Annotated in this window: 22 protein-coding genes; 16 read left to right on the top strand and 6 right to left on the bottom strand. The window is 71.1% G+C overall.

Annotated features, from left to right (window positions below; translation table 11 throughout):
• Positions 1–270: 270 nt before the first annotated feature.
• Positions 271–1,302: a class I SAM-dependent methyltransferase gene (locus tag D7Y21_RS00375; protein WP_120561356.1), complete on the top strand. Its 1,032-nt coding sequence runs from the start codon at positions 271–273 to the stop codon at positions 1,300–1,302.
• On the opposite strand, the gene D7Y21_RS00370 is transcribed toward D7Y21_RS00375, so the two are convergent.
• Positions 1,303–6,264 (bottom strand): ATP-binding protein, encoded by a 4,962-nt coding sequence (locus tag D7Y21_RS00370; protein ID WP_121710504.1) that lies wholly within the window; start codon positions 6,262–6,264, stop codon positions 1,303–1,305. It abuts the gene before it with no gap.
• A 442-nt stretch (positions 6,265–6,706) separates the two neighbouring features.
• Here D7Y21_RS00370 and D7Y21_RS00365 point away from each other — a divergent pair, with 442 nt between their 5' ends.
• Genes D7Y21_RS00365 through hppD form a run of 3 tightly spaced genes read left to right on the top strand, consistent with a single transcriptional unit; the run spans position 6,707 to position 9,547 of the window.
• Positions 6,707–7,687: a fumarylacetoacetate hydrolase family protein gene (locus tag D7Y21_RS00365; protein ID WP_121710502.1), complete on the top strand. Its 981-nt coding sequence runs from the start codon at positions 6,707–6,709 to the stop codon at positions 7,685–7,687.
• Entirely contained in the window at positions 7,684–8,343 is a 660-nt protein-coding gene (gene maiA / locus D7Y21_RS00360) for a maleylacetoacetate isomerase (protein ID WP_121710500.1), read from the top strand. Before D7Y21_RS00365 ends, maiA begins: the two co-directional genes overlap by 4 nt.
• 40 nt (positions 8,344–8,383) lie before the next feature.
• Complete coding sequence (gene hppD, locus D7Y21_RS00355; RefSeq protein WP_120561360.1) at positions 8,384–9,547, top strand: 4-hydroxyphenylpyruvate dioxygenase; 1,164 nt, start codon at positions 8,384–8,386, stop codon at positions 9,545–9,547.
• A 45-nt stretch (positions 9,548–9,592) separates the two neighbouring features.
• Here the strand turns inward: hppD and D7Y21_RS00350 are convergent, their stop codons facing one another.
• Positions 9,593–10,135 carry a hypothetical protein gene (locus D7Y21_RS00350; RefSeq protein WP_147469152.1) on the bottom strand — a complete coding sequence of 181 codons (543 nt, stop codon included), beginning with the start codon at positions 10,133–10,135 and terminating at the stop codon, positions 9,593–9,595.
• A 29-nt stretch (positions 10,136–10,164) separates the two neighbouring features.
• Between D7Y21_RS00350 and D7Y21_RS00345 the strand changes: the two genes are divergently transcribed.
• Positions 10,165–10,446, top strand: a complete 282-nt coding sequence (locus tag D7Y21_RS00345; protein WP_147469151.1) for a hypothetical protein — start codon at positions 10,165–10,167, stop codon at positions 10,444–10,446.
• Positions 10,447–10,586: 140 nt separating this feature from the next.
• On the opposite strand, the gene D7Y21_RS00340 is transcribed toward D7Y21_RS00345, so the two are convergent.
• From D7Y21_RS00340 to D7Y21_RS00330, 3 genes are read right to left on the bottom strand one after another with little or no spacing between them, the layout of a single operon-like run.
• Positions 10,587–11,486, bottom strand: coding sequence for a sulfite exporter TauE/SafE family protein (locus D7Y21_RS00340; protein ID WP_121710494.1), 900 nt, complete (start codon positions 11,484–11,486; stop codon positions 10,587–10,589).
• A 14-nt stretch (positions 11,487–11,500) separates the two neighbouring features.
• Positions 11,501–11,821, bottom strand: a complete 321-nt coding sequence (locus tag D7Y21_RS00335) for a rhodanese-like domain-containing protein (protein ID WP_120561365.1) — start codon at positions 11,819–11,821, stop codon at positions 11,501–11,503.
• Positions 11,822–11,852: 31 nt separating this feature from the next.
• Positions 11,853–12,554 carry an MBL fold metallo-hydrolase gene (locus tag D7Y21_RS00330; RefSeq protein ID WP_121710492.1) on the bottom strand — a complete coding sequence of 234 codons (702 nt, stop codon included), beginning with the start codon at positions 12,552–12,554 and terminating at the stop codon, positions 11,853–11,855.
• Positions 12,555–12,653: 99 nt separating this feature from the next.
• Here D7Y21_RS00330 and D7Y21_RS00325 point away from each other — a divergent pair, with 99 nt between their 5' ends.
• The 8 genes from D7Y21_RS00325 (at position 12,654) to D7Y21_RS00290 (ending at position 18,559) form a co-directional block, all read left to right on the top strand.
• A complete protein-coding gene (locus D7Y21_RS00325) occupies positions 12,654–13,079 on the top strand; it encodes a YeeE/YedE family protein (RefSeq protein WP_120561367.1) in 426 nt (141 codons plus the stop codon).
• A gap of 12 nt (positions 13,080–13,091) precedes the next feature.
• Complete coding sequence (locus D7Y21_RS00320; protein WP_120561368.1) at positions 13,092–13,553, top strand: DUF6691 family protein; 462 nt, start codon at positions 13,092–13,094, stop codon at positions 13,551–13,553.
• Positions 13,554–13,597: 44 nt separating this feature from the next.
• A complete protein-coding gene (locus tag D7Y21_RS00315) occupies positions 13,598–14,119 on the top strand; it encodes an RNA polymerase sigma factor (RefSeq protein ID WP_120561369.1) in 522 nt (173 codons plus the stop codon).
• Positions 14,106–14,864: an anti-sigma factor gene (locus tag D7Y21_RS00310; protein ID WP_121710490.1), complete on the top strand. Its 759-nt coding sequence runs from the start codon at positions 14,106–14,108 to the stop codon at positions 14,862–14,864. Before D7Y21_RS00315 ends, D7Y21_RS00310 begins: the two co-directional genes overlap by 14 nt.
• Positions 14,865–15,022: 158 nt before the next feature.
• Entirely contained in the window at positions 15,023–15,364 is a 342-nt protein-coding gene (locus D7Y21_RS00305; RefSeq protein WP_121710488.1) for a rhodanese-like domain-containing protein, read from the top strand.
• An 86-nt stretch (positions 15,365–15,450) separates the two neighbouring features.
• Complete coding sequence (locus D7Y21_RS00300; protein WP_233611878.1) at positions 15,451–17,070, top strand: bifunctional UDP-sugar hydrolase/5'-nucleotidase; 1,620 nt, start codon at positions 15,451–15,453, stop codon at positions 17,068–17,070.
• A 37-nt stretch (positions 17,071–17,107) separates the two neighbouring features.
• Positions 17,108–17,569: a DsrE family protein gene (locus tag D7Y21_RS00295; protein WP_120561373.1), complete on the top strand. Its 462-nt coding sequence runs from the start codon at positions 17,108–17,110 to the stop codon at positions 17,567–17,569.
• 180 nt (positions 17,570–17,749) lie between these two features.
• Positions 17,750–18,559 carry a sigma-70 family RNA polymerase sigma factor gene (locus D7Y21_RS00290; RefSeq protein ID WP_121710487.1) on the top strand — a complete coding sequence of 270 codons (810 nt, stop codon included), beginning with the start codon at positions 17,750–17,752 and terminating at the stop codon, positions 18,557–18,559.
• Here D7Y21_RS00290 and D7Y21_RS00285 read toward each other — a convergent pair.
• Positions 18,546–19,622, bottom strand: a complete 1,077-nt coding sequence (locus tag D7Y21_RS00285; RefSeq protein ID WP_121710485.1) for an aminomethyltransferase family protein — start codon at positions 19,620–19,622, stop codon at positions 18,546–18,548. The two genes, D7Y21_RS00290 and D7Y21_RS00285, sit on opposite strands and share 14 nt — an antisense overlap.
• A gap of 38 nt (positions 19,623–19,660) precedes the next feature.
• Between D7Y21_RS00285 and D7Y21_RS00280 the strand changes: the two genes are divergently transcribed.
• From D7Y21_RS00280 to D7Y21_RS00270, 3 genes are read left to right on the top strand one after another with little or no spacing between them, the layout of a single operon-like run.
• A complete protein-coding gene (locus D7Y21_RS00280; RefSeq protein ID WP_014399741.1) occupies positions 19,661–19,987 on the top strand; it encodes a cupin domain-containing protein in 327 nt (108 codons plus the stop codon).
• A complete protein-coding gene (locus tag D7Y21_RS00275; RefSeq protein WP_121710483.1) occupies positions 19,984–21,393 on the top strand; it encodes a vitamin K epoxide reductase family protein in 1,410 nt (469 codons plus the stop codon). Before D7Y21_RS00280 ends, D7Y21_RS00275 begins: the two co-directional genes overlap by 4 nt.
• 24 nt (positions 21,394–21,417) lie before the next feature.
• Positions 21,418–21,795, top strand: a complete 378-nt coding sequence (locus tag D7Y21_RS00270; RefSeq protein ID WP_121710481.1) for a translation initiation factor — start codon at positions 21,418–21,420, stop codon at positions 21,793–21,795.
• The last annotated feature ends 45 nt before the right edge of the window (positions 21,796–21,840 follow it).

Here is a 21,840-nt window from a genome sequence, read left to right as displayed (position 1 = left end):
CTTCCAGGCGGGGCGCGCCATCCTAACCGCAGTGCCTGTCGCCGGATACCGCGCCCCCCGCAATCCCTCCCCCCGGAGCGGGGATTGTCGGACCTCGCGGGTAGAACCGCGCCCGGAGGGCCCCGCGGACCCGGGGCGTCACGCCACGTGCGCCCGGTGTGGGCCGGGTGGTGCAGGGTGGCTCGGCCGGATGGCTGGAGCCGGGCCTGGCGAAGGGCGGGGGCGCGGGAAGTGGATGCCCCCCGCTCCCCGGTTGTCAGGATGATGCCTATGCGCCAACCCATCTTGTCGGTCCACGGCGCGGCTCTTCCGGTCGCGCCTGAAGCCAACCACCTCATCCTGGTGAATGCCCCCCGGGAAGAGGCGCCTCCACCCGAGGAATCGTTCATGGAGGCGCGGGAGTGGCTGGACAGCCTGCACTCCCGGATGATGCAGGGCCCGGACGACACGCTGCATGCCGGCATGACGGCCCTGCACGGGGGGCTCATCAAGCGGCGGCGGCAGTGGAGCCCGGAGGTGTGGAAGCGCTTCTGTCAGGAGCTGGCGCGCAAGCACCCCATGCGCCCCTTCCTGCATCAGTGTCCCTTCACCCGGCACGCCTTCGAGCGGCCGCGCGGCTACGCGGGGGACGCGGCGCTCATCGACTACCTCTACATGGACCACGCGGCGGACGAGCTGCACGCGGGCCGCGAAATCTACCGCTACATGCACGGGCAGCCCTCCGCGCGGAGCGTGCGCGAGCGCCGGGAGCTGCTCGCGCGGATGATGGACGAGACGGCCGGGCGGCGGCCGGACGGGCGCGTGCTGTCGGTGGCGTGCGGGCACCTGCGGGAGGCGGAGGCGTCGCGCGCGGTGGCGGAGCGCCGGCTCCAGGAGCTCATCGCGTTCGACCAGGATCCGGTGAGCCTGGCGGAGATTTCGCGCCTGCATCCGGGCGGCATCGTGCGGCCGGTGTGTGGCTCGGTCCGCTCGCTGCTCGCAGGCAAGGCGGCGTTCGCGGACCTGGACTTCGCGTACTCCGCCGGGCTGTACGACTACCTGTCGGACTCCGTGGCCGCCCGCCTCACCGCGCTGCTCTTCCAGATGCTGCGCCCGGGCGGACGCCTGCTGGTGGCCAACTTCGCGGTGCACCCGCCGGAGACGGGCTACATGGAGGCCTTCATGGACTGGTGGCTCACCTACCGGGACGAGGACGGCATGCGCGACCTGCTGGCGGAGACGCCGCTGGAGCAGGTGGACAACGTGCGGCTGTTCCGCGACTCGCAGGACAACGTCATCTACCTGGAAGTGACGCGCCGCTAGTCAGTGCATCGGTGAGCCGGAGCGGGGCAGGGTGACGGTGAAGGTGGAGCCCTGCTCCGGGGCGCTGGCGACGTCGATGTTGCCACCCAGCGCCTGGACGATTTCGCGGACGATCCAGAGCCCCAGCCCGAAGCCGCCGTAGTGGCGCACGGACACCGCGCGCTCGAAGCGCTCGAAGATGCGCGCCCGGTCCTCCTCCGCGATGCCGATGCCGTGGTCGCGCACCTCCAGGCGCACGCCCGTCGCGTCCCCGTCCAGCGTCACCTCCACCGGCTTGCCCGCGCCGTACTTCATGGCGTTGGTCAAGAGGTTGCCCACCACCTGCTCCATCCGGAGCGCGTCCCAGTGACCGATGAGGCGTGGCTCGCTGGCGTGGAAGCGCACCTCGCACTCGGCGCGGACCAGGGCCTCGCGGCTGCGCTCCAGTTGGCCGCGCACCAGCGCCACCAGGTCCACGTCCTCGCGCTTGATGTGCAGCTGGCCCTGCGCGATGCGGGAGATGTCCAACAGGTCGTTGACCAGCTTCCCCAGCCGCTGCGTCTGCGAATAGGCGGACTCCAGCTTCGCGGTCAGCTTCTCCGGAGGCATGGGCGCGCCCTTCGCCTTGGACTGGAGCCCCTGGATGTGCAGCTGCAGCGACGTGAGCGGCGTCTTCAGTTCGTGCGCGGCGATGGACAGGAAGTCGTCGCGCCGGCGCACGGCCTCCTGCTCCTCCCGGTACAGGCGGCCCTGCTCCTCGGAGAGGGCGGCGACGCGCTCGAAGTTCTCCGCGTTCTCCAGCGCCGCGCCCGCGAGGATGGCCACGAAGGAGGCCAGCCGCTCCTCGTCCTCGCCGAAGAGCGCGCCCACCTTGCGGTGGCTGGCCACCACGCACGCCACCGTCTTGCCGCGGACCTGGAGGGGCGCGCACAGGAGCGAGCGCACCCCGAGCAGCTCCATGCTCTCGCTGATGCCACCGGGCAGCCCCTGGCCCAGCACGGTGATGCGGCCCGTCTCCAGCGCGCGCGCGAGCGCGGTGCGGCTGAGGCCCTGGTTCCTCGCGTCCTCCTCGGACACCACCGCGCGAGGGTCCACCACGGCGCAGCGCTCCGCGCGCAGCAGCTCCTGCATGGACTGGCGCGCGGTCTCGAAGACGGCCTCGCGCGACAGGGCGGAGGCGAGCCTGCGCCCCACCTCCAGCACGCGCGGGAAGCGGTCCACCAGCGACAGCGTCTCCACGCCGGCCGTGGCGTGCTCCGCCTCCCGGTGCAGGCCGTCCTCCATGGCCACCAGCTCGCGCGCCGCCATCTCCAGGTCGCGCGCGGCGCCGGGCCAGCCCTGCACCCGGCCCACCTCGCCGCGGGCCTGGAGCGTGAGCGCGCGCTCCTGGCGCATCTCCAGTTGTTCGGCCACGCGCAGGGCTTCGTCCAGGTGCGTGCGGGCCCTCGCGGGCCGGCCACGCAGCGCGCACATCAGGCCGCGCTCGCGCAGCGCATGGGGCAGGTTGTTGCGGTAGGTGCGCGCGACGTCGTGGGCGCGCTTCGCCACGCCATCCGCCTCCTTCAGAAGCCGCTCGCGCTGCCTGGGGTTGAGGGGGCTGGCCTGCTGCGCCAGCCGCCTTCGCGCGGTGGCGAGCCACGGGGTGATGGGGGCCACGTACTCCTGACGCAGGTGCGCGTCCTCCACCACGCGCTCGGCGCGCTCCAGCACCTCCGCGGCGCGCGCGGGTTCGTTCTCGCGCAACAGGCGCAGGCCCTCCGCCTGGAGCACGCCCGCGAAGGACTGCGGGTCGGTGGCGGTGGGCGCCGCCAGCTCCGTCTCCAGCAGCGCCGCGGGGATGCGGCCTCCGGTGGACTTGGCCCACGCCTCCAGGCCCAGGCGCAGCGAGTACCGGTCCCCCAGCGCGAGCGCCGCCGCGTGCAGCTTCTGGCTCACCGCCGCGGCCTCCTTCAGGCGGCCCAGGCGGTAGAGCGACATGGCGATTTGAAAGGTGGCGTTGTTCACCTCCCACGGGTCGCCGGTGCGTTCCAACAGGCGCACCGCTTCCCGGCACTTCTCGATGCAGTCCTTGAAGCGCGATGACGCATAGAGGGCCAGGCCGTAGAAGTGCAGCGACTGGCCCTGGCCCCACACGTCGCCCAGTTGCTGACGCAGGGCCAGCGACTTCTCCGCGTAGGCGTACGCGCGCTGGAACCAGGGCAGGGTGGTGAGCGCGGGCGAGTGCGCGGAGTACGCCTGCGCCAGCTCCGGCGTGGGCGGGTAGCGCTCCGCCAGGTTCATGTCACGCAGGTGCGCCCACAGCACCGCGGCGCGGCCCCGCTGGTACCAGTAGCCGTACGCGAGCCGGCTGTAGAGGTTGACCGCGAGCAGGTCCTCCTCGCCCCGCGCCAGGGACTTGCGGCCCAGCCACAGGCGCGGCGCCACGGTGTGCGCGGCCTGCGTGAGGATTTCCCACGCCGCGCTGGCGCCGGTGGTCAGCATGCCGGGCGGCACCCAGCGGCCCAGGAGCTTCAGGCCCTGCTCCAGGTAGGCGTTGGCCTGCACCGTCTGGCCGCGCTTGAAGGCGAGCTCGCCCAGGTGGCCCAGCGTGCGGCCCTGCTCCAGCCGGTCGCGCGCCAGGGCCTGCGCGGCCTCCAGCTGCCGCTGCGCTTCGTCGTAGCGTCCGCGCATCATCAGCGCGGTGCCCAGCCCGGACGCGATGCGGTAGCGGGTGTGCGCGTCCGCGCCTTCCGCGCCGCGCTCGGCGATGCGGTAGTTCACCTCCGCGCTGTCCAATGAGAAGCGCTGGCGCGCCTGCTCCGCGGCCACCAGCGCGTAGGGCAGGGCCTGCGCGCGCTCACCGGCCGCGTCGAAGTGGTAGGCCAGCTCGAACGGGTCGGTGGGCACGGACTGCTGGGCGGCCCGCGCGGCCAGCCGGTGCAGCTCCCGGCGCTCCTCCGGGGAGAGCAAATCCAACAGCACCTCGCGCAGCTTGTCGTGCACGAAGGTGGAGCGCGTTCCTTGCGTCCACAGCATGTGCCGGCGGCGCGGGGGCTCCAGCGCGGTGTTGACGGCCTCCAGCGGCGTGCCGGAGAGGGCCGCCACCGCCCTCGTGTCGAAGGACTTGCCCATCACGGCGCCCACGCTGAGCACGTGCAGGGACTCCGGTGGCAAGAGGCGCAGGCGCCGCACCAGGAAGGTGGCCGCCTGGCGCGACGAGCGCGCGTGCGCCATCGCCTCCGGCTGCACCCACCAGCCCTCCGGGCCGGGCATGAGGACGCCGTCCTCCACCAGCCCGTGCAGCACCGCGGAGGCCATGAACGGATTGCCCTCCGCCAGCCGCGTCACCAGCTCCACGGCCTCCGGCGGCAGCACGCCGGCCATGGACTCCGCCAGCAGCGCCACCTCCGCCGCGCCAAAGGCGGACAGCTTCAGGTGCGCGCCCGGGGCCAGGCGCTTCAGCACGTGGTCCGCGTGGATGTCCTCGCTGCGGAAGGACACGATGAGCAGGAGCCGTCCGTCTCCGGCGCGGCGGCCCTGCGACCACGCCTCCAGCGCGCGCAGCGTGAGCGTGTCCGCCCACTGGCAATCCTCCAGCACCACCACCGCGGGCGCGTCCGGCGTGCCCAGCGCGTTCAACAGCGCGGTGAGGCTCCACACGCTGCGGCTCTCGCTCAGGGACTCCGGCCCCAGCCCCTGCGACCGCGGCGTCCGCGAGTCCGGGAGGAGCACCTCCGTGAGCCGGGGCAGCACCGTGCACAGGCCGGCCTCCTGGCCCGCGAGCCGTTCACGCAGGAGCGCGCCCAGCGCGGGCTCCTCGCGGACCTGGGCGGCGATGCCCTCCGCCACGCCCGCGAAGAGCTGGAAGGGGCGCTGCGCGGCCTGGTCCTGCGCCTGTCCGTGCAGCACCCACGCGCGCTGGCCCGAGGCCCGGGCGGAGAACTCCTCCAACAGCCGGCTCTTGCCGCCGCCGGACTCGCCCTCCACCACCACGGCGCGCGAGCCGTCCTCGCGCGCGTGCTCGAGCTCGAGCTCCAGCGTCATCAGCTCCTCGCGGCGGCCCACGAAGGACGGCTCGGTGAGGCTCTGGCGGTGGTCGTGCGCGCCGGTGACGAGCGCGGGCTCCGCTTCACCCCGGGACAGCGCGGCCTCCAGCGCGTTCAGGTCCGCGAGCGCGGCGTCCGCGGACTGGTAGCGGTCGCCCGGATCCGTCTGGCTCAGCCGCGCGATGAGCTCCTCCATCGCCAGCGGCACCTCCACGCCCACGGGCCTCAGGCGCGGGTGCGCGGCGAGGTGCAGGCGCAGCACCTCGCCCACCGTCGCGCCCTCCAGGGCGGGGCGGCCGGACAGCGCCTCGAAGAGGACCAGGCCCACGGCGTACAGGTCCGACGGCGCCTCCACCGGCCGGTTGATGAGCCCCGCCTGCTCCGGGGACATGTAGCGCGCGGTGCCCACGGGCAAATCGCGCAGGGACGGGTCCAACCGCTCGCTGCGCGACAGGCCGAAGTCGGTGAGCCACGCGACGGACAGCGGAAAGTCGCGCACCAGGATGTTGGAGGGCTTCACGTCGCGGTGGAGGACGCCCTCGCGGTGCGCCTCCGAGAGCGCCTTCAGCAGGCGCTGCCCCAGGACGATGGCTTCCGGCAGCGACAGGGGGCCGCGCCGCAGGCGCTCCTCCAGCGTCTCGCCCTCCACCCACGGGGTGACCAGGTAGAGCAGCTCGTCGAACGTGCCCAGGTAGCGCACGGGCACCAGCGCGGGGCTGTGCAGCCGCGACAGCACCTCCGCCTCGTGCTCCAGCCGGTGGCGGGCCGTGGGGACGAAGGCGGACAGGGCGGTGACCTTCACGAGCACGCGCTCGTGCGTGAGCAGGTCCAGCCCCTGCCACGTGGAGATGCCCCGGCCCGCCTTCACCCGCTGGCGCAGCTCGTAGCGGTTGCCCAGCCGCTGGCCCGGGTGTGGCTCCTTTGGGGTGTCGCCGGCCTGTTGGAAGCCTTGCGCCATTCAGTGCCCTCGCGAGCCCCCCAACCGCGTCGCCCCGGCGGCGTGGTCGGCCGGATGTCCCTCTTCCACAAGCTGGGTTGCCGCCCGGGTCCCTGCCAGGGGGGAGCGGCCCGCGCAGTGCGCGCGCTGCTCGGGATTTGAACAGTCGGCACGCTCCTGCTTCCCGCCCCCGTCCCCGGGTGCCCCCTGTCCGTTCGTGGAGCAGGCGGCCCGACAGGCGAACACGTGGGTTTCCACGACGCCCCGGCGTGGGAGGTCCGCGCTTCGTCCTTCAGCCGACAGCCACGCGAATGCGAGCGGCCAGCAACGTTGCTGGAGGGAGGAAGGATGCCGCGCCGCGTTCAACAGGCGTGCTTGACTCGCCTGGTGGCCCGGCGGAAAAGCCCGTCGGGTCAGGCGGCCTCCCCCTTCCTCCCCCACAGGCCGCCGAGGGAGCGCGAAATTGAAGCTCGCGACGCTCAAGGACGGAACCCGCGATGGGCGGCTCATCGTCGTCAAGCGGGACAACTCCGCCTACGCGCTGGCCACCAACGTGGCCCTCACGCTGCAGGCGGCCCTGGATGACTGGGCCGTGAAGGAGCCGCAGCTGCGCGCGCTGGCGCAGCAGCTGGAAGCCGGCGCGGTGCAGAGCCGCCCGCTGGACGTGAAGGCGCTGCACGCGCCCCTGCCGCGCGCCTACGAATGGGTGGACGGCAGCGCGTACATCAACCACGTGATGCTGGTGCGCAAGGCGCGCAACGCGGAGCCGCCGGCCACGCTGCGCACGGATCCGCTGGTGTACCAGGGCGGCTCCGGCGACTTCCTGGCGCCCACGCAGGACATCCCGCTGCGCGACGAGGCGTGGGGCCTGGACTTCGAGAGCGAGGTCTGCGTCGTGCTGGGTGACACGCCCATGGGCACGAAGGCCGAGGACGCGGACAAGCACATCAAGCTGGTGATGATCGCCAACGACGTGTCCCTGCGGAACCTCATCCCGGAGGAGCTGGCCAAGGGCTTCGGCTTCTTCCAGAGCAAGCCCGCCACCGCGTTCGGCCCCTTCGCGCTGACGCCGGATGAACTGGGCGCGGCGTGGAAGGACGGCCGCGTGCACCTGCGCATGCGCAGCACGCTCAACGGCCAGCTCGTGGGTGACGCGGACGCGGGCCCGGAGATGCACTTCTCCTTCCGCGACCTCATCCAGCACCTGACGCGCACGCGCGCCTTCACCGCGGGCACCATCCTGGGCAGCGGCACGGTGTCCAACGAGGACCGCTCGCGCGGCATCTCCTGCCTCGCCGAGCGCCGGATGATTGAGACCATCGACGAGGGCAAGCCGAAGACGTCCTTCATGAAGCCCGGCGACACCATCGAGATTGAGATGCTGGATGGCGAGGGGCACAGCCTCTTCGGCCGCATCTCCCAGACGGTGGTGAAGGCGCCATGAAGAACCTCAAGCTGCACAGCTACTGGCGCTCTTCCGCGTCCTGGCGCGCGCGCATCGCGCTGAACTGGAAGGGGCTCCCCTTCGAGTACCTGGCGGTGCACCTGCTCAAGGACGGCGGCCAGCAGAACTCCGCGGACTACCGCGCGGTGAACCCCATGGCCCGCGTGCCCACCCTGGAGTGGACGGACGCGGACGGGCAGGCGCGCAAGCTGTCCGAGTCCATGGCCATCCTGGAGTACCTGGAGGAGCGCGTGCCCTCGCCCGCCCTCCTGCCCACCGACGCGTACCTCCGCGCGAAGGCTCGCATGCTGGCGGAGATGGTGAACGCCGGCATGCAGCCCCTGCAGAACACGTCGGTAACGCTGCGCATCAAGAACGAGCTGAAGGCGGACGAGAAGGCCTGGGCGGCGCACTGGAACGTGCACGGGCTGACGGCGCTGGAGGCGGCGGTGCAGGCGACGGCGGGGCGTTATTGTGTGGGAGACGCAGTGTCGTTCGCGGACGTCCTGCTCGTTCCCCAGCTCTACGGGGCCCGCCGGTTCGGTGTAGACCTGAAGCCCTATCCCACGCTGCTGCGGATTGAAGCGGCGTGCAACGAACTCCCCGCCTTCCAGGCGGCGCAGCCGGACCGGCAGCCCGACGCGCAGCCGGCGTAGTCACGAATCATCTTCTTCATCACCACGAGGAGTCAGCGACATGGCCAAGCAGGAATCGCTGGGCATCAAGGCCCTGGAGAGCATCCACTGGTACGTGCATGACCTGGAGCGCAGCCGCCAGTTCTACACGAAGGGGTTGGACTTCGCGGAGGTGGCGGTGTCCGGGCCGGAGCTGGACGCGCACGGCAAGCAGAAGTCCGCGCTGTTCCAGGCGGGTGAGATTGCCCTCGTCGTGAGCCAGCCCGTGGGCGAGGGCGGCCGCGCGTGGCGCTACCTGCGCAAGCACCCGGACGGCGTGGGCACGCTGAACTTCGAGGTGGAGGACGTGGAGAAGGCGTTCAAGCTGCTGGAGCAGCGCGGCGCCACGTTCATCACGGACATCCAGCGCTTCACGGACGACGCGGGCGGCAAGCTGGCGTTCTTCTCCATCACGACGCCGTTTGGCGACACCACGTTCCGCTTCCTGCAGCGGGACAACTACAAGTCCATCTACCCGGGCTTCCAGGTGCACGCGCAGCCCAAGGGCGGCAAGAACAAGTACGGCTTCGACAAGCTGGACCACGTCACGTCGAACTTCCAGACGATGAAGCCCATGCTCCTGTGGATGGAGCACGTGATGGGCTTCGAGAAGTTCTGGCACATCGAGTTCCACACGGACGACGTGGCGTCGCAGCAGAAGCGCGACCACGGCAGCGGCCTGAAGTCGGAGGTGATGTGGGATCCGAAGAGCGGCGTGAAGTTCGCGAACAACGAGCCCAAGTTCCCGTTCTTCAAGGCCAGCCAGATCAACATCTTCAACGAGGACCACCGCGGTGACGGCGTGCAGCACCTGGCCATCACGGTGAAGGACATCCTGTCCTCGGTGAAGGACATGCGGCAGAACGCGGGCATCCAGTTCATGCCCACGCCGGGCTCGTATTACGACGCGCTGCCGGAGCGCATCCAGAACATGGGCATCAAGAAGATCGACGAGGACATCAACGTCCTGCGCGACCTGGAGGTGCTCATCGACGGTGACAAGGAGCGCAGCTACATGCTCCAGATCTTCATGAAGGACGCGGCGAGCCTCTACAAGCAGGCGGACGCGGGCCCGTTCTTCTACGAAATCATCCAGCGCAAGGGCGACCAGGGCTTCGGCGGCGGCAACTTCCGCGCCCTGTTCGAGAGCATCGAGCGCGCGCAGAAGGCCGAAGGGCGCGTGTAGTCACGAGCGCCGTGTCGCGGGGGAGGGGAGTCACCTCTCCCGCGGCTACGGAGTGCTTCGGTCTGGACCGAAGTAGACGTTGTAGCAGGTGCCGCAGTCCGGGCCGTTGGGTTCGACCTTCTTGTAATGGGCCACGCCGCGGAACTCCCCGAGCGTCCGCCCATCCACGGCCTGGAGCGTCACCCGGTAGATGTCGCCCTGCTTCAGCACCACTGAATCGGTGCCGTAGGAGACTTGGACCTGCGTGCCTCCCGTGGGCAGGGGCTTCGTGGAGAGCTCCAGCAAGGGAAGGCGCCCGGCCTCTTTCGGCATCTCCAGTCTCAGGAATCCCCGTCCCAGGTCTGTTCGGAACCCCTCCAGACGCGACCGGACGCACGTCCCGTTCCGGCACATCGTGAAGGTCCCGGCCCGCAGCTGCGCGAGGGTGGCGTCCACGTTCATCTCCAGCCCCATGCCCGAGCCGCAACCAATCAGCGTGCAGACGCGCTCCTTGCCGTCCTGGGGCGGTCCTGGGTACTCCGGAGGGAATGGAGGTGTCGACGCGCAACCCGCGACGAGCAGTGCAGCGAGGTGAAGGGGCAGGCGCATGTCGCTATCTTCACTCCATGCGAATGCTCATGGGACTGTTTCTGGCGGGCACGCTGGGGTGGGGCTGCCAGGCCGCCGGGGATAAGGCACAGGCGAAGGCGCCCCTGGACTGCAACGCCACCTACGTCGCTTGTGGTTGCGGCTGCTGTGGCGGGGCGGAGCCAGAGGTGAAGTGTCTGTCCTGCGCGAACGGGGATGACCTCCAGGCCCTCATCCAGAAGGACCAGGAGGCGAAGAAGGATCCGCAGTGCGCCGTCATGGGCTGCTCCCCCGGCACGAAGTACGTGTACTGCGACGCGAATCCCCAATGACTCTCATTGAACCCATCATGCTCGTGGGCGCCGTCATTGGAGGTGTGACGGGTGCGGTCTGGGGCTTCGGATCCGGAATCGGCTGGGCGGCGGCGGGTCTGCTCGGGGGCCTCGTGCTGGGCCCCGTCCTCCTCATCCTGTTACTGCTTGTCCTGGCGATGCTGCTGGAGCTGCGGGGAAAGCGCTCCCCGGAGCGCCCCTGACTGCTCTCGTTTTGAGGAGGTGTGGCTGGAGCGGGGCGCGGGCTCATCGCCACCTCGCGCCAACGCCTCCCGGTTCTTGAACATGATGAAGGCGCCCATCACGACGAGGAAGAGGGAGAAGGCCCGCTTGAGGGCCGCCTGCGAGACGTAGTGGGTGGCCCAGGTGCCAATCAGGATGCCCGCCACGGCGATGGCCGTGAAGATGCCCAGGTAGAGCCAGGGCACCTGGACATGGCCGAGGTAGCCGGCGAAGCCCACGAAGGAGTTGAGGGAGATGACGAGCAGGCTCGTGCCCACCGCCTGCTTCATCGGGAGGCCCACCAGGAGCACCAGCGCCGGGACGATGAGGAAGCCGCCGCCCACCCCGACGAGCCCCGTGAGCCCGCCCACGCCGAGCGCGGCCAGGGCCATGACCGGGAAGGACGCCTTGCGGGGCTCGGGCACGGGCGCGGACTCCTTTCTCGCGGCGAGCGCGGCCTCCTTGCGGCCGTTGCGGAACATGAAGAAGGCGGCCACGAGCATCACCGTGGCGAAGAGCAGCAGCTGCAAGGCGCCCGAGACGAAGACGGACAGGCGCGCCCCCGCGTAGGTGCCCACCATGGCCACCGCCCCGAAGACGAGGGCCGCTCGGAGCTGCACGTTGCCCTTGCGCCAGTGGCCCGCCGCGCCGAAGAGGCTGGTGACGCCCACCACGGCCAGCCCCATGGCGATGGACTCCTTGGCCCCGAAGCCCAGGACGTACACGAGGATGGGCACGGTGATGATGGAGCCGCCGCCGCCGAGCAGGCCGAGCGACAGGCCGATGAGGGCCGCGAGCGAGAAGCCGATGATGGGCATGGAGTTCGTTTCCGCTAGCCCTGGGGCGCGCGGGGCTCGCGCACGGCGAGCATCCCGCCCGCCAGGTTGTAGAGGTGTTTGAAGCCACGCTGGGCGAGCGCCTGCGCGGCCTTCGAGGAGCGCCCACCCGAGCGGCAGATGAGCAGCAGCGGTTGTTCCCGCGGCCACGACGCGGACGCCGCCTCCAGCGTGCCCAACGGGACGAGCTCCGCTCCGGGAAGGTGGCTCAAGGGGCCCGTGAACTCGTCCGGCTCACGCACGTCGATGCGCCGCACCTCGGGGCCGAGCGTGTCGAGCTGCGAGGGCGTGAGGTCCTGATAGGGGTGGGGTGTCATGGCTTGCTCCTGTTGGGAAGGGCAGGGGACTTCAGGCCCCCTGCGGTGAAGGCGCCGTGTGCCCACAGGCACGGTTGGCTGGGACGGCGACGTCGATCTTCTTGGGCTTGGGCAGGTGGAGGTTGTTCATCACCTCGATGAACTCCTCCCGGCTCTTGCCCGCGACGCGCGGGTTGTGCCGCTTCTCCTCGCCGATGCTCGTCACCATGTGGCCGTGGTAGTCGTGCGCGGGGTAGACGAGCGTTTCATCCGGCAGGCGGAAGAGGACGCGGGTGAGGCTGTCGTACAGCTGGCTCGCGTTCCCGTTCTGGAAGTCGGTGCGGCCGTTGCCGCGCACGAGCAGCGCGTCCCCGGTGAAGACGCGGTCGCCCAGCAGGTAGCTGACGCTGTCATCCGTATGGCCCGGGGTGGCGAGCACCTGGAAGACGAGCTGCCCGACGCGCACCTCGTCTCCGTGGCCCACCTGGACGTTGGCGCAGGCGGCTCCTCCCTTGCCCCCGACCACCGTGGCCTGCGTGCGCTCGCGCAGCACTCCGGACGCGGTGACGTGGTCCGCGTGCACGTGGGTATCGAAGACGTGGGTGAGGGTGAGGCCCAGCTCGCCCACCAGCCGCAGGTCCCGGTCGACCTGCTCGATGACAGGGTCGATGAGGACGGCCTGCCGCGTGGACTCGTCGCCGAGGAGATAGGTGTAGGTCGAGGACTCTGAGTCGAAAAGCTGGCGGAAAATCATGTCGAAGCCTCCTGTCCTTGAGAGCCAGCGGTCAGGCAAAAGGATTCAGGGCCTTCCCCTGGCGGAATCCTCCACCTTCGAATCTGGCTCTCACGGGACATGATCTCCTCCCTCCTCCCTCCCCTCCTGGGTGGGGCGCTCATCGGCCTGAGTGCCTCCTTGCTCCTATTGGCCAATGGCCGGGTCGCCGGCATCAGCGGCGTGGTGGGCTCGCTGCTGGCCCCCGTGCGCGGGGATGTCGCCTGGCGCGTGCTCTTCCTCGCCGGGCTGCTCTCCGGGGGCCTGCTGCTGGCGTGGCTGCGCCCTGGCTCCTTCCCGGCCCCCACGTCCTTGAGCGCGGGCGGCGCCTGGCTGCTGGTGGGGGCCGGACTGCTGGTGGGGTTCGGCTCGCGGCTGGGCAATGGCTGCACCAGCGGGCACGGCGTCTGCGGCATCAGCCGCGGTTCGGCCCGCTCCATCGCGGCCACGCTCACCTTCATGGCCACCGGTGTCCTCACCGTCTTCCTGGTCCGCCACGTCCTCTAGGGAAAGCCCTCCATGCGTTCAAACATCAGTGCGTTTCTCAGCGGCCTCCTCTTCGCCATCGGCCTGGGCATCAGCGGCATGACGGACCCGGCCAACGTCCTCGGCTTCCTCGACATCGCGGGGCATTGGGATTACCGGCTCGCGTTCGTGATGGGCGGCGCCATCGCCGTGCACGCGGCGCTGCGGCCCCTCATCCTCGGACGTGAGCGGCCCCTGTTCGCCGCGAAGTTCCCCTCGTTCTCCGCCAGCAGGGTGGACCGCGGGCTCCTCGTGGGCGCGGGCCTCTTCGGAGTGGGCTGGGGGCTCGGCGGCTATTGCCCCGGCCCCGCGCTCACCTCGCTCGCCACCGGCGCGACGCAGTTGCTCGTCTTCGTGCCCGCCATGTTCGCCGGCATGGCCCTCGCCCAGGTGCTGCAGGCGCGACGGAGCGCGAGCGCGGGGACTCCGGTCCCGGGCGCATCGCCCACTCCGTAGCCCCTCGGGAACTTTTCGCAGCCGACACCGTGTCCTGAGGAAACGTGAGCAGCCGGTCCTTCATTGAACGTGCCCTGGAGCACCTGCCAGCCCTTCGACGGGTGGGCCGCCGACTGACGGGCAGCACCGCCGAGGCGGATGACCTGGTGCAGGAGACGGTGGCGCGCGCGCTGGAGCGGCACGACGAGCTGCGCGACCCGGAGCGGCTCAAGGGATGGCTGCTCGCCGTCCAGCGCGCTGTCTTCCTCAACTCCCGGCGGGGCCTGCGCCCCCGGCTGGAGGTGCTGGAGGGTGGTCTGGGGAAGGAGGCCGCTCCCGAGCCTTCCGCGGACCTGGAGGCGGAGCTGCACGCCCACACGCTCAGCTCGGGCATGAAGGCGGCGCTGGAGTCGCTGGCCCCCGAGTGGCGGGATGCGCTGTGGCTGCGCGAAGTCGAAGAGCTGAGTTACGAGGAGATCGCCCAGGTCCAGGGCTGTCCGGTGGGCACCGTGCGCTCGCGCCTCGCGCGGGCCCGGGGGGCGATGCTCGACCTCCTGGAGAAGGAGAAGTCACATGGAAGCCTGTAGCCCGGCGTGGCAGGAACGTCTCTCCGCGTGGTTCGATGGGGAGGGCCCGGCGCACGAGCGGCAGGCCGTGGAGCAGCACCTGGCCCGATGCGTGGGCTGTGCCCGGGAGGCGGCCCGCTATGCCTCGCTGCGCGAGGCGCTGAAGGCCCAGGCCGCCACGGAGACGCACGTGCCGCCCGAGCTGAGGGCGCGTGTCTCCCGCCTGGCTCCGCGCTCCCGCCCCGCCTTCCGGCGACGGTGGACGGTGGGCCTGGCCGCGGCGGTCGCGTCCGTGGGCATCCTCTGGACGTCGTGGCCCGGTGGCATGAACGACGCGCTGGCGATGGACCTCGAGCGGCACCACCTCAAGGCCTTCTCGCGCGCCACTCCCTGCGAGTTCGAGTCCTCGGATCCGGCCGCGGTGAAGGCCTGGGTGGCGCGGGAGGTGGGCTATGCGGTGGACGTACCGGTGGTGCCCGGCGCGACGCTGCTGGGGGCCCGCCGCTGCCGGCTGCATGGACAGCTCTCCGCCTCGCTGCTGTACCGGCACGAGGGGGGCACGGCGATGACGCTCTTCCTGCCGCCGCCGGGCTCACCCGCGGCGCGGGAGGCGGCGAGCTTCGCCGGAGAAGGGACGCGCTGCACGCAGGGCCCCATCGGTGAGCGCATCTGCGTGGCGCCGCGCGGGGGCGGGCAGGCCGCGCTCGCCGTCTCCGAGCTGGAGCAGCCGGTGCTCGTCGACGCCCTGGCCCGTCTGGCGCCTTGAGGTCGCGAGGCCGGGAACCTTCGAGCTTCCCGGCCGTGTCCTCGGGGCATGAGTCCCGGCCTCTCCGGCAGCTTCCTCGCGGGCATTCTGACGTTCCACCCCGCTGTACCCCGTTCCCCAGGGCCCAGCGGGCCTCTGGGCCCGGTCGGAGCCGCTCCATGAAGTCCGTTCTCGTCGTCGCTGCCCTGTTCGCCGGTCCGTTCCTCGTCTCCTGTGCGCACCAGCGCTCCGCCGGGGCCGAGGCCCACCAGCGGGTGGAGGCGGGCGCCACGCTGGTGGATGTCCGCACGCCGGAGGAGTTCGCCGCCGGGCACCTTCCCGGGGCGGTGAACATCCCCGTGGATGAGCTGCCCCAGCGGCTCGCCGAGCTCGGCTCGCCGGAGAAGCCCCTCGTCATCTACTGCCGCAGTGGCGCGCGCAGCAGCCGCGCCGAGCTCCTCCTGAAGGAGCGTGGATTCCAGGACGTCTTCAACCTGGGCCCCATGTCGGCCTGGGAGTGATGGGAGGGGTGCGGTCGGGGCGCCGCGGGAACTTCGCGCGGCACACCTCGTGTCCCCTCCGCAGTCCTTCTTCCTCAAGGTGCTTCATGATGATGCTGTCTCTCCTCTCCCTGCTCGGCGCGCTGTTCTCGCTGGGCGGCCTGGGCTCCGGCTGTACCCTGACGCGGCCGGGATCCATCACCCTGTCGGCCGACAGCGTTTCGTCCCAGCGCAAGCAGCTCACCGTCCTCTACGTGGCGGATCTGCACGCGCAGCTGCGCGCCCACCCCGAGCTGTTCTGGCACGAAGGGAAGGAGCGCATCGAAGAGGCCGGCGGCTTCGCCCGCGTGGCCGTCGCCATCCAGCGGATCCGCGCAGAGCGCGGCGGTGACGTGCTGGTGCTCGATGCCGGTGACACGATTCAGGGCTCGGGCGCGGCGGCGCTCACCGAGGGCGGTGCCCTCATCGAGCCGCTCAACGCGCTCGGGCTGGACGCCGCGGTGCCTGGCAACTGGGAGGTGGTGTACGGCCCCCAGGTGCTGCGCCAGCGCGCCCGCGAGCTGAAGCATCCACTCGTCGCCGCCAACCTGCGCGACGCGGCGAGCGGCGAGCGCCTCTTCCCGCCGTACTTCGTGAAGGAGGTGGGCGGGGTGAAGGTGGCCGTCGTCGGCTTCACGGATCCGGATGTCCCGCGCCGCCAGCCTCCCGGCTACAGCCAGGGCCTGCGCTACGACGGCCCGGAGGAACTGCCGGCGCTCGTGCGCGAGGTGCGCGAGCGCGAGGGGGCCCAGGTGGTGCTGTTGATGACGCACGTGGGGCTCGCCAAGGCGGTGGGGCTCGCTGGCAAGGTGCCCGGGGTGGATGTCCACCTGTCGGGGGACACGCACGAGCGCACCTATGTGCCGATTGCGCAGGCCGGGAGCTGGGTGGTGGAGCCCGGTGCCTTCGGCTCCTTCCTCGGGCGGCTGGACGTGTGGGTGGAGGAGGGCCGGGTGGTGGACCGCCGCTGGGAGCTCATCGAGCTGACCGCCTCGCGCTTCCCGGAGGACCCGAAGGTGGCCCGGCTGGTGGACGCCGCCCTCGCTCCGCACGAGGCGAAGCTGTCCGCGCCGGTGGGCCGCACCGACGTCACGCTCGCGCGCTACGCGGTGGTGGAGAATCCGCTCGACAACGTGCTGGCCGACGCCATCCGCGCCGCCGGAGGGACGGAGATTGGCCTCTCCAACGGCTTCCGCTTCGGCACGCCGCTGCTGCCCGGGCCGGTGCGCGAGGCGGACCTGTGGAACCTCTTCCCCATCGTCAACAAGCTGAAGACAGGCAAGGTGAGTGGCCGCCAGCTTCGCGCCTTCTGGGAGCAGGAGCTGGAGAACGTCTTCGCGAAGGATCCGGAGAAGCGCTTCGGTGGGTGGCTGCCGCGTCCCTCGGGGATGACGCTGCGCTTCCGGGCCGACGCGCCCAAGGGCAATCGCCTGCTGGCAATCGAAGTCGGAGACAGGCCGGTGGAGGACGACCGCCTCTACACCGTGACGGCCTGCGAGCGTGAGGGCGATGCCCCCGACATGGTGTGCCGGATTCCCGGCGTCCAGGAGCCGCATGTCCTGGACATCGATGCGCACGAGGCGGTGCGCCGCTTCCTCGCCGGCAAGCCGCGTCTGAACGACGCGCTGCAAGGGCGCGCCGTGGGCGAGGACCTCCCGCCCGTGCTGCGCACCCAGCAGGTGCAGTGAGCCTCTGTTCAACCAGCCCCGAAGCGGAGTCCCTCGAATGAATCGCAACCTGCTGCTCGTCCTCGCCGCGCTCGTCATCGTCCCTCTCGCCGCCATCGCCACGGCGCCGTCCCAGGCCACCGGGAAGAAGCTGCCCGCGCACCAGGGCAAGCTCGTCTTCGTGTCCACCACGGGCCTGGAGGACCTCGGCACGCTCTCCAGCTCCTTCCGGCACGCGAAGACGGCCAGGGAGTCCGGCTACCTGTCGGACGTGGTGTGGCTGAGCTATGGCCGTGCGGTGGTGGCGTTGGATCCGACGGTCAAGGCCGTTCCGGAGGAGGTTCGCAAGGAGGCCCAGGCCGCGAAGGCCGCGGGCGTCCGGCTGGTGGCCTGCGGCCACGCGCTCGCGAAGTTCGACATCGACCCGAAGAAGCTCCAGCCGGAGGCGGAGGTGGTGGACAACGGCGTGGCGGAGCTCTCGCGCCTGGTGGCCGAGGGCTATCAGGTCATCCGCTACTAGGGAGCATCATCCATCCCATGCGGAGTTCCTCGCGCCCATGGACCCGCTCGGCGTGTCCCTTCAGCACCGGCGCCTGGTTCCCGCTATGCATCCTCATGAGGATGGCCAGGACGGCCTCCTGACGACCGAGCGGTCTCCGTCTCGGCCGTGACGGTGACATGTGGAGGAGGCGACCGGGTGATGGCGACGCGAACCGATGATCCGCTGATGGAGGCCGCGCGCGCTGGCGACAGCAAGGCGTTGGAGTCGGTCCTCGCCCGCCACGAGAAACAGGTGTACCGCTTCGGCCTGCGCATGTGCGGCTCGGAGGAGGACGCCAAGGAGGTGCTCCAGGAGACGCTGCTCGCGGCCTTCCGGGGCATCCACGCGTTCCGGGGCGACGCGGAGCTGTCCACGTGGCTGTATCAGCTGGCCCGCACGCACTGCCACCGCCTGCGCCGCAGGCGCGTGGGAACGCCCGAGGAGTTCCAGCCCCTGGACTCTCCCGCGGCCACCCACGTCGCCGCGGAGGAGGCCACCCCGGACGTGGTCTCCCTGGCGCGGCAGATGGGAGAGGTGTTGCAGGCGGCCATCCTCGCGCTGCCGGAGGCCCACCGGGAGGTGCTCATCCTCCGGGACGTGGAGGACCTCTCCGCGGAGGAGGCGGCGAAGGTGGTGGGTATCGAGGTGCGGGCGCTCAAGAGCCGGCTGCACCGCGCGCGGCTCCAGGTGCGCGAACACCTCTCCACGCTGATGGGGGAGGGCGCCCAGGGGCAGGCCCCGGCGTGCCCGGAGCTGGCGCAGGAGCTCTCCGAGTTCGTCGCGCAGGAGGTGGACCAGGCCACCTGCGTGCGTCTCGAGGACCATCTGTCGCGCTGCCCGCGCTGTACCGACACGTGCGACTCGCTCAAGCGCACGGTGTCCCTGTGCCGGCGCATTCCAGGAGATGAGGTGCCCGCGCCCGTGCGCGCGGCGGTGCGCCAGGCGCTGTCCCAGGCTACGAGGCCGTGAAGGGCAGCGCGGCCACCGTGACGGTGCCCGCGCCTTCGCCCAGCGTCAGCTCCGTGCCCGGCTCCAGCGAGTCGCGGTGCACGTAGCCCAGCGCCACCCGCTGGCCCTTCACCGGGGACGTCACCACGCTCGTGACCCAGCCCACCTTCTTCTCCCCGCGGCGCAGCTCCGTGCCGGGCGCCACGTCCTTCTCACCCAACAGCAGCCCCGCCAGCTTGCGGTTCATCTGCCCGCGGAAGGTGGCCCGGGCGATGACCTCCTGCCCGATGTAGCACCCCTTGTTGTAGGAGATGGCGTTGGTGAGGTTCGCCTCCAGGGGGATGGTCGTGTCCACCATGTCCTGCCCGTAGCGCGGCACCCCCGCCTCCACCCGCACCAGCTCCAGCGCGTCGAACCCCAGCGGCTTCAGCCCGTGCGCCCCGCCCGCCTGGACCAGCGCCGCCCACACCGCCTCCAGGCCCGCGCGCGGCACCAGCACGTCCACGCCGGACAGCCCACCCGGCAGCGCCGTCCCCAGCAACCACACCTCCTGCCCGGCGAGGGTGGCCTTGCGGCTGGACAGGGGCGCCGGAAGCTCCGAAAGGCCGCCCGGGACGGCGGCCAGCACCTGGGCCGTCCGGGGGCCGAGCAGCTTGAGCCAGCCCTGGTCCGGGGTGCCGTCGTGCAGCTCCGCGTCCTCGGAGATGAGGTATTTGTCCAGGAACTCCCGCACCTTGGCGCCCAGGCCGGGCTCCAGGTCCAGCAGGAGGTCGTCCTCCCGCTTGAGGATGCGCGCATCTCCCACCATGGCGCCCTTCACCGTGAGGAAGGCGGCATAGGCGGCCGAGCCCACCGGGAGGTTCTTCACCTCCTGGGTGACCATGCCGTGGAGGAAGGAGGCGCGATCCTCCCCCGTTATCCGGAGGATTTCGCGGTAGGACGCATCGTGCAGTGCCACTGCGTCACGGGCCGCGCCATACTCCGCGCCCACGTCTCCATACCCGGCCACGACCTCGCGGCCGCCCACCGAAATGAAGCGGGCACCTACCTGCTCGTGAACAAAATGCAGCGTCAGCGGTTCCATGCCCGTCGCTATATAGAGGCGCAGGAGCGGATGCCACGATGGATGTGAAGCAGCTTTCGGCCTTCCAGGGCTTCTCTTTAGAGAAGCTCCAGAAGCACACCGTCTTCCAGTCGGGTCGCTTCTTCCTCGACGTCTACTGCCTGGCCCCGGGCCAGGCGCAGAAGCCCCACCGGCATGCCACGTCCGACAAGGTGTACCTCGTGCTGGAGGGGAGCTGCCGCTTCCGCATCGGCGACGAGGAAGCGGCGCATGGCCCCGGTTCCACCCTTTTCGCCCCCGCGGGCACCGAACACGGCGTCGTCAATGACGGCCCGGACAATGCCCGCCTCCTCGTCCTGATGACCCCGCCTCCGGAGCACGCATGAGCAAGAAGGCCCCGACCCCGGCCGCACCCGTTCCCACCCGTGGCGCACTCGCGCTGCTGGTGCTGGGCCTCCTCACCAGTGCGCTCGCCGTCTATCAATGGATGGAGCTGCTCACGCTGCGCGCCGGTGGCGCCACCAGCTGCGGCATCAACGAGCACGTCAACTGCGAGACCGTCTGGAACTCGGACTTCGCCAGCCGCGTGCACGACACCCTGGGCATCCCCATCGCGGGCCTGGGGCTCGTGTGGGGCCTCTCCGCCGTGGGCCTCGCCGCGCTGTACCTCGCGTGGGCGAAGGCGGGCCGCTCGGTGCGTCCGGCGGCCAGTGGCCTGCGCCTGCTGGCGCTCGCGGGTGTTGTCTCCGTCGCCGTCTTCGCCAGCGTCAGCGCGAGCGTGGGCGTGGTGTGCCCCACGTGTCTGGGCACCTACGTGCTGGTGCTCGCGTTCGCGGGCGTGGCGTGGCGCGGCCTGCCCGGACCCCTGCTGCCCCAGGCGGGCGAGTGGGGCGGCACGCTCCAGTGGACCGTGGGCATCTCCGCCGTCGCCTTCGTGGCCATGCTGATGCCCGGCCGGGCCACGCCGCACGCGCCGAAGGCCGGCGCCTTCCTGCCGCCGGTGGCCTCCACGCAGGCGCAGAACACGTCCGGCTCCAATTCGGCCATGCCGCCGCCCCCGCCCGCGCCGCCGACCACGCTGCCTGAGTTCATCGCCAGCCTGCCGCAGGACCAGAAGCAGTTCCTGTCGGACTCGCTGGCCATGTACCGGTCGGGCACGCCGAAGCTCGCGGCCTATCCGCCGCGCGCCCTCTACGGTCCGGCGGACGCGCCCGTGAAGGTGCTGGAGTGGACGGACAGCAAGTGCCCCCACTGCAAGTCGTTGGTGGAGGAGCTGGCCCTCATCAAGCAGCACGCCCCCAAGGGCATGCTGTCCGTGGAGGCGCGGCAGTTCCCGCTGGATGGCCAGTGCAATCCCGCCATCCCCAACCGCGGGCCGGACGCGCTCAGCGTGCGCTGCGCCGCGGCCCGGGCCACGGTGTGCCTGGAGGGCGCGAAGGACTTCTGGACGCTGCGCGAGAAGCTCTTCGCGGCGCAGGCCTTCCTGGACACCGACAAGGTGATGGAGATCGCCAGCTCCGGCTCCGTGGCGCGCCCGCAGCTGGAGGGGTGCATGACGGCGCCGGAGACCATCGGGAAGCTGCGCCAGGACGTTGAATACGCCATGCGCTTCAACATCCAGGGCACGCCGCTGGTGCTGGTGAACGGCCGCGAGGTGCCGCCGTCCGCGCCGCTCATCTACGCGCTGGTGCTGGCGAGCGGTAACCCCGACGCCCCTGGCTTCAGCGCCCTGCCGCCGCCGCGCGCGCGGGGCACCGGCGCCCCCGGCCACGAGGGCCACGCCCACCCGTAACGGGACAGGAGCGCGGAGGACGCCATGGGCAAGCGCGACAAGAAGGACGAGGCCCCGCCGCCGGGGCCCTTCAACAACCCCTTCGCCGCCCTGTCCGCGCAGCGGGAAGCGCTGCCCGTGGGGCCGCCTCCGCCCGCGCCTCGCGAGAAGCCGGAGCCGAAGGGGCCCGCGCGCGCCGTGGTGCGCATGGAGCGCAAGGGCCGGGGCGGTAAAGAGGTGACGGTGGTGGAGCAACTGGGGCTGCCCGCCGCCCAGCTGGACACCTGGCTCAAGGCACTCAAGAACGGCCTGGGCTGCGGTGGCGTGGTGGAGGAGGACGCGCTGGTGTTGCAGGGCGACCAGCGCGAACGGCTTCCCGCGCTCCTGGAAGCGCGAGGCGTCCGCAGGGTCACTGTCGGCTGAAAACAGGAAGGGGGCCGGAGGAGAACCTCCCGCCCCCTTTGGCTT

The sequence above is a fragment of the Corallococcus sp. AB045 genome (genome assembly GCF_003668895.1).
GTDB classification, from domain to species: Bacteria; Myxococcota; Myxococcia; order Myxococcales; family Myxococcaceae; genus Corallococcus; species Corallococcus coralloides.
Note: the sequence above shows the minus strand (reverse complement) of the source record. Positions and strands in the feature narration are given on the sequence as shown.

Bases quoted from the DNA above. Each gene is read 5' to 3' on its own strand.
- D7Y21_RS00375 (WP_120561356.1), top strand. From the start codon at position 271: ATGCGCCAACCCATCTTGTCGGTCCACGGCGCGGCTCTTCCGGTCGCG.
- D7Y21_RS00370 (WP_121710504.1), bottom strand. From the start codon at position 6,264: ATGGCGCAAGGCTTCCAACAGGCCGGCGACACCCCAAAGGAGCCACAC.
- maiA (WP_121710500.1), top strand. From the start codon at position 7,684: ATGAAGAACCTCAAGCTGCACAGCTACTGGCGCTCTTCCGCGTCCTGG.
- hppD (WP_120561360.1), top strand. From the start codon at position 8,384: ATGGCCAAGCAGGAATCGCTGGGCATCAAGGCCCTGGAGAGCATCCAC.
- D7Y21_RS00350 (WP_147469152.1), bottom strand. From the start codon at position 10,135: ATGCGCCTGCCCCTTCACCTCGCTGCACTGCTCGTCGCGGGTTGCGCG.
- D7Y21_RS00345 (WP_147469151.1), top strand. From the start codon at position 10,165: ATGGGACTGTTTCTGGCGGGCACGCTGGGGTGGGGCTGCCAGGCCGCC.
- D7Y21_RS00340 (WP_121710494.1), bottom strand. From the start codon at position 11,486: ATGCCCATCATCGGCTTCTCGCTCGCGGCCCTCATCGGCCTGTCGCTC.
- D7Y21_RS00335 (WP_120561365.1), bottom strand. From the start codon at position 11,821: ATGACACCCCACCCCTATCAGGACCTCACGCCCTCGCAGCTCGACACG.
- D7Y21_RS00330 (WP_121710492.1), bottom strand. From the start codon at position 12,554: ATGATTTTCCGCCAGCTTTTCGACTCAGAGTCCTCGACCTACACCTAT.
- D7Y21_RS00325 (WP_120561367.1), top strand. From the start codon at position 12,654: ATGATCTCCTCCCTCCTCCCTCCCCTCCTGGGTGGGGCGCTCATCGGC.
- D7Y21_RS00320 (WP_120561368.1), top strand. From the start codon at position 13,092: ATGCGTTCAAACATCAGTGCGTTTCTCAGCGGCCTCCTCTTCGCCATC.
- D7Y21_RS00310 (WP_121710490.1), top strand. From the start codon at position 14,106: ATGGAAGCCTGTAGCCCGGCGTGGCAGGAACGTCTCTCCGCGTGGTTC.
- D7Y21_RS00305 (WP_121710488.1), top strand. From the start codon at position 15,023: ATGAAGTCCGTTCTCGTCGTCGCTGCCCTGTTCGCCGGTCCGTTCCTC.
- D7Y21_RS00300 (WP_233611878.1), top strand. From the start codon at position 15,451: ATGATGATGCTGTCTCTCCTCTCCCTGCTCGGCGCGCTGTTCTCGCTG.
- D7Y21_RS00295 (WP_120561373.1), top strand. From the start codon at position 17,108: ATGAATCGCAACCTGCTGCTCGTCCTCGCCGCGCTCGTCATCGTCCCT.
- D7Y21_RS00290 (WP_121710487.1), top strand. From the start codon at position 17,750: ATGGCGACGCGAACCGATGATCCGCTGATGGAGGCCGCGCGCGCTGGC.
- D7Y21_RS00285 (WP_121710485.1), bottom strand. From the start codon at position 19,622: ATGGAACCGCTGACGCTGCATTTTGTTCACGAGCAGGTAGGTGCCCGC.
- D7Y21_RS00280 (WP_014399741.1), top strand. From the start codon at position 19,661: ATGGATGTGAAGCAGCTTTCGGCCTTCCAGGGCTTCTCTTTAGAGAAG.
- D7Y21_RS00275 (WP_121710483.1), top strand. From the start codon at position 19,984: ATGAGCAAGAAGGCCCCGACCCCGGCCGCACCCGTTCCCACCCGTGGC.
- D7Y21_RS00270 (WP_121710481.1), top strand. From the start codon at position 21,418: ATGGGCAAGCGCGACAAGAAGGACGAGGCCCCGCCGCCGGGGCCCTTC.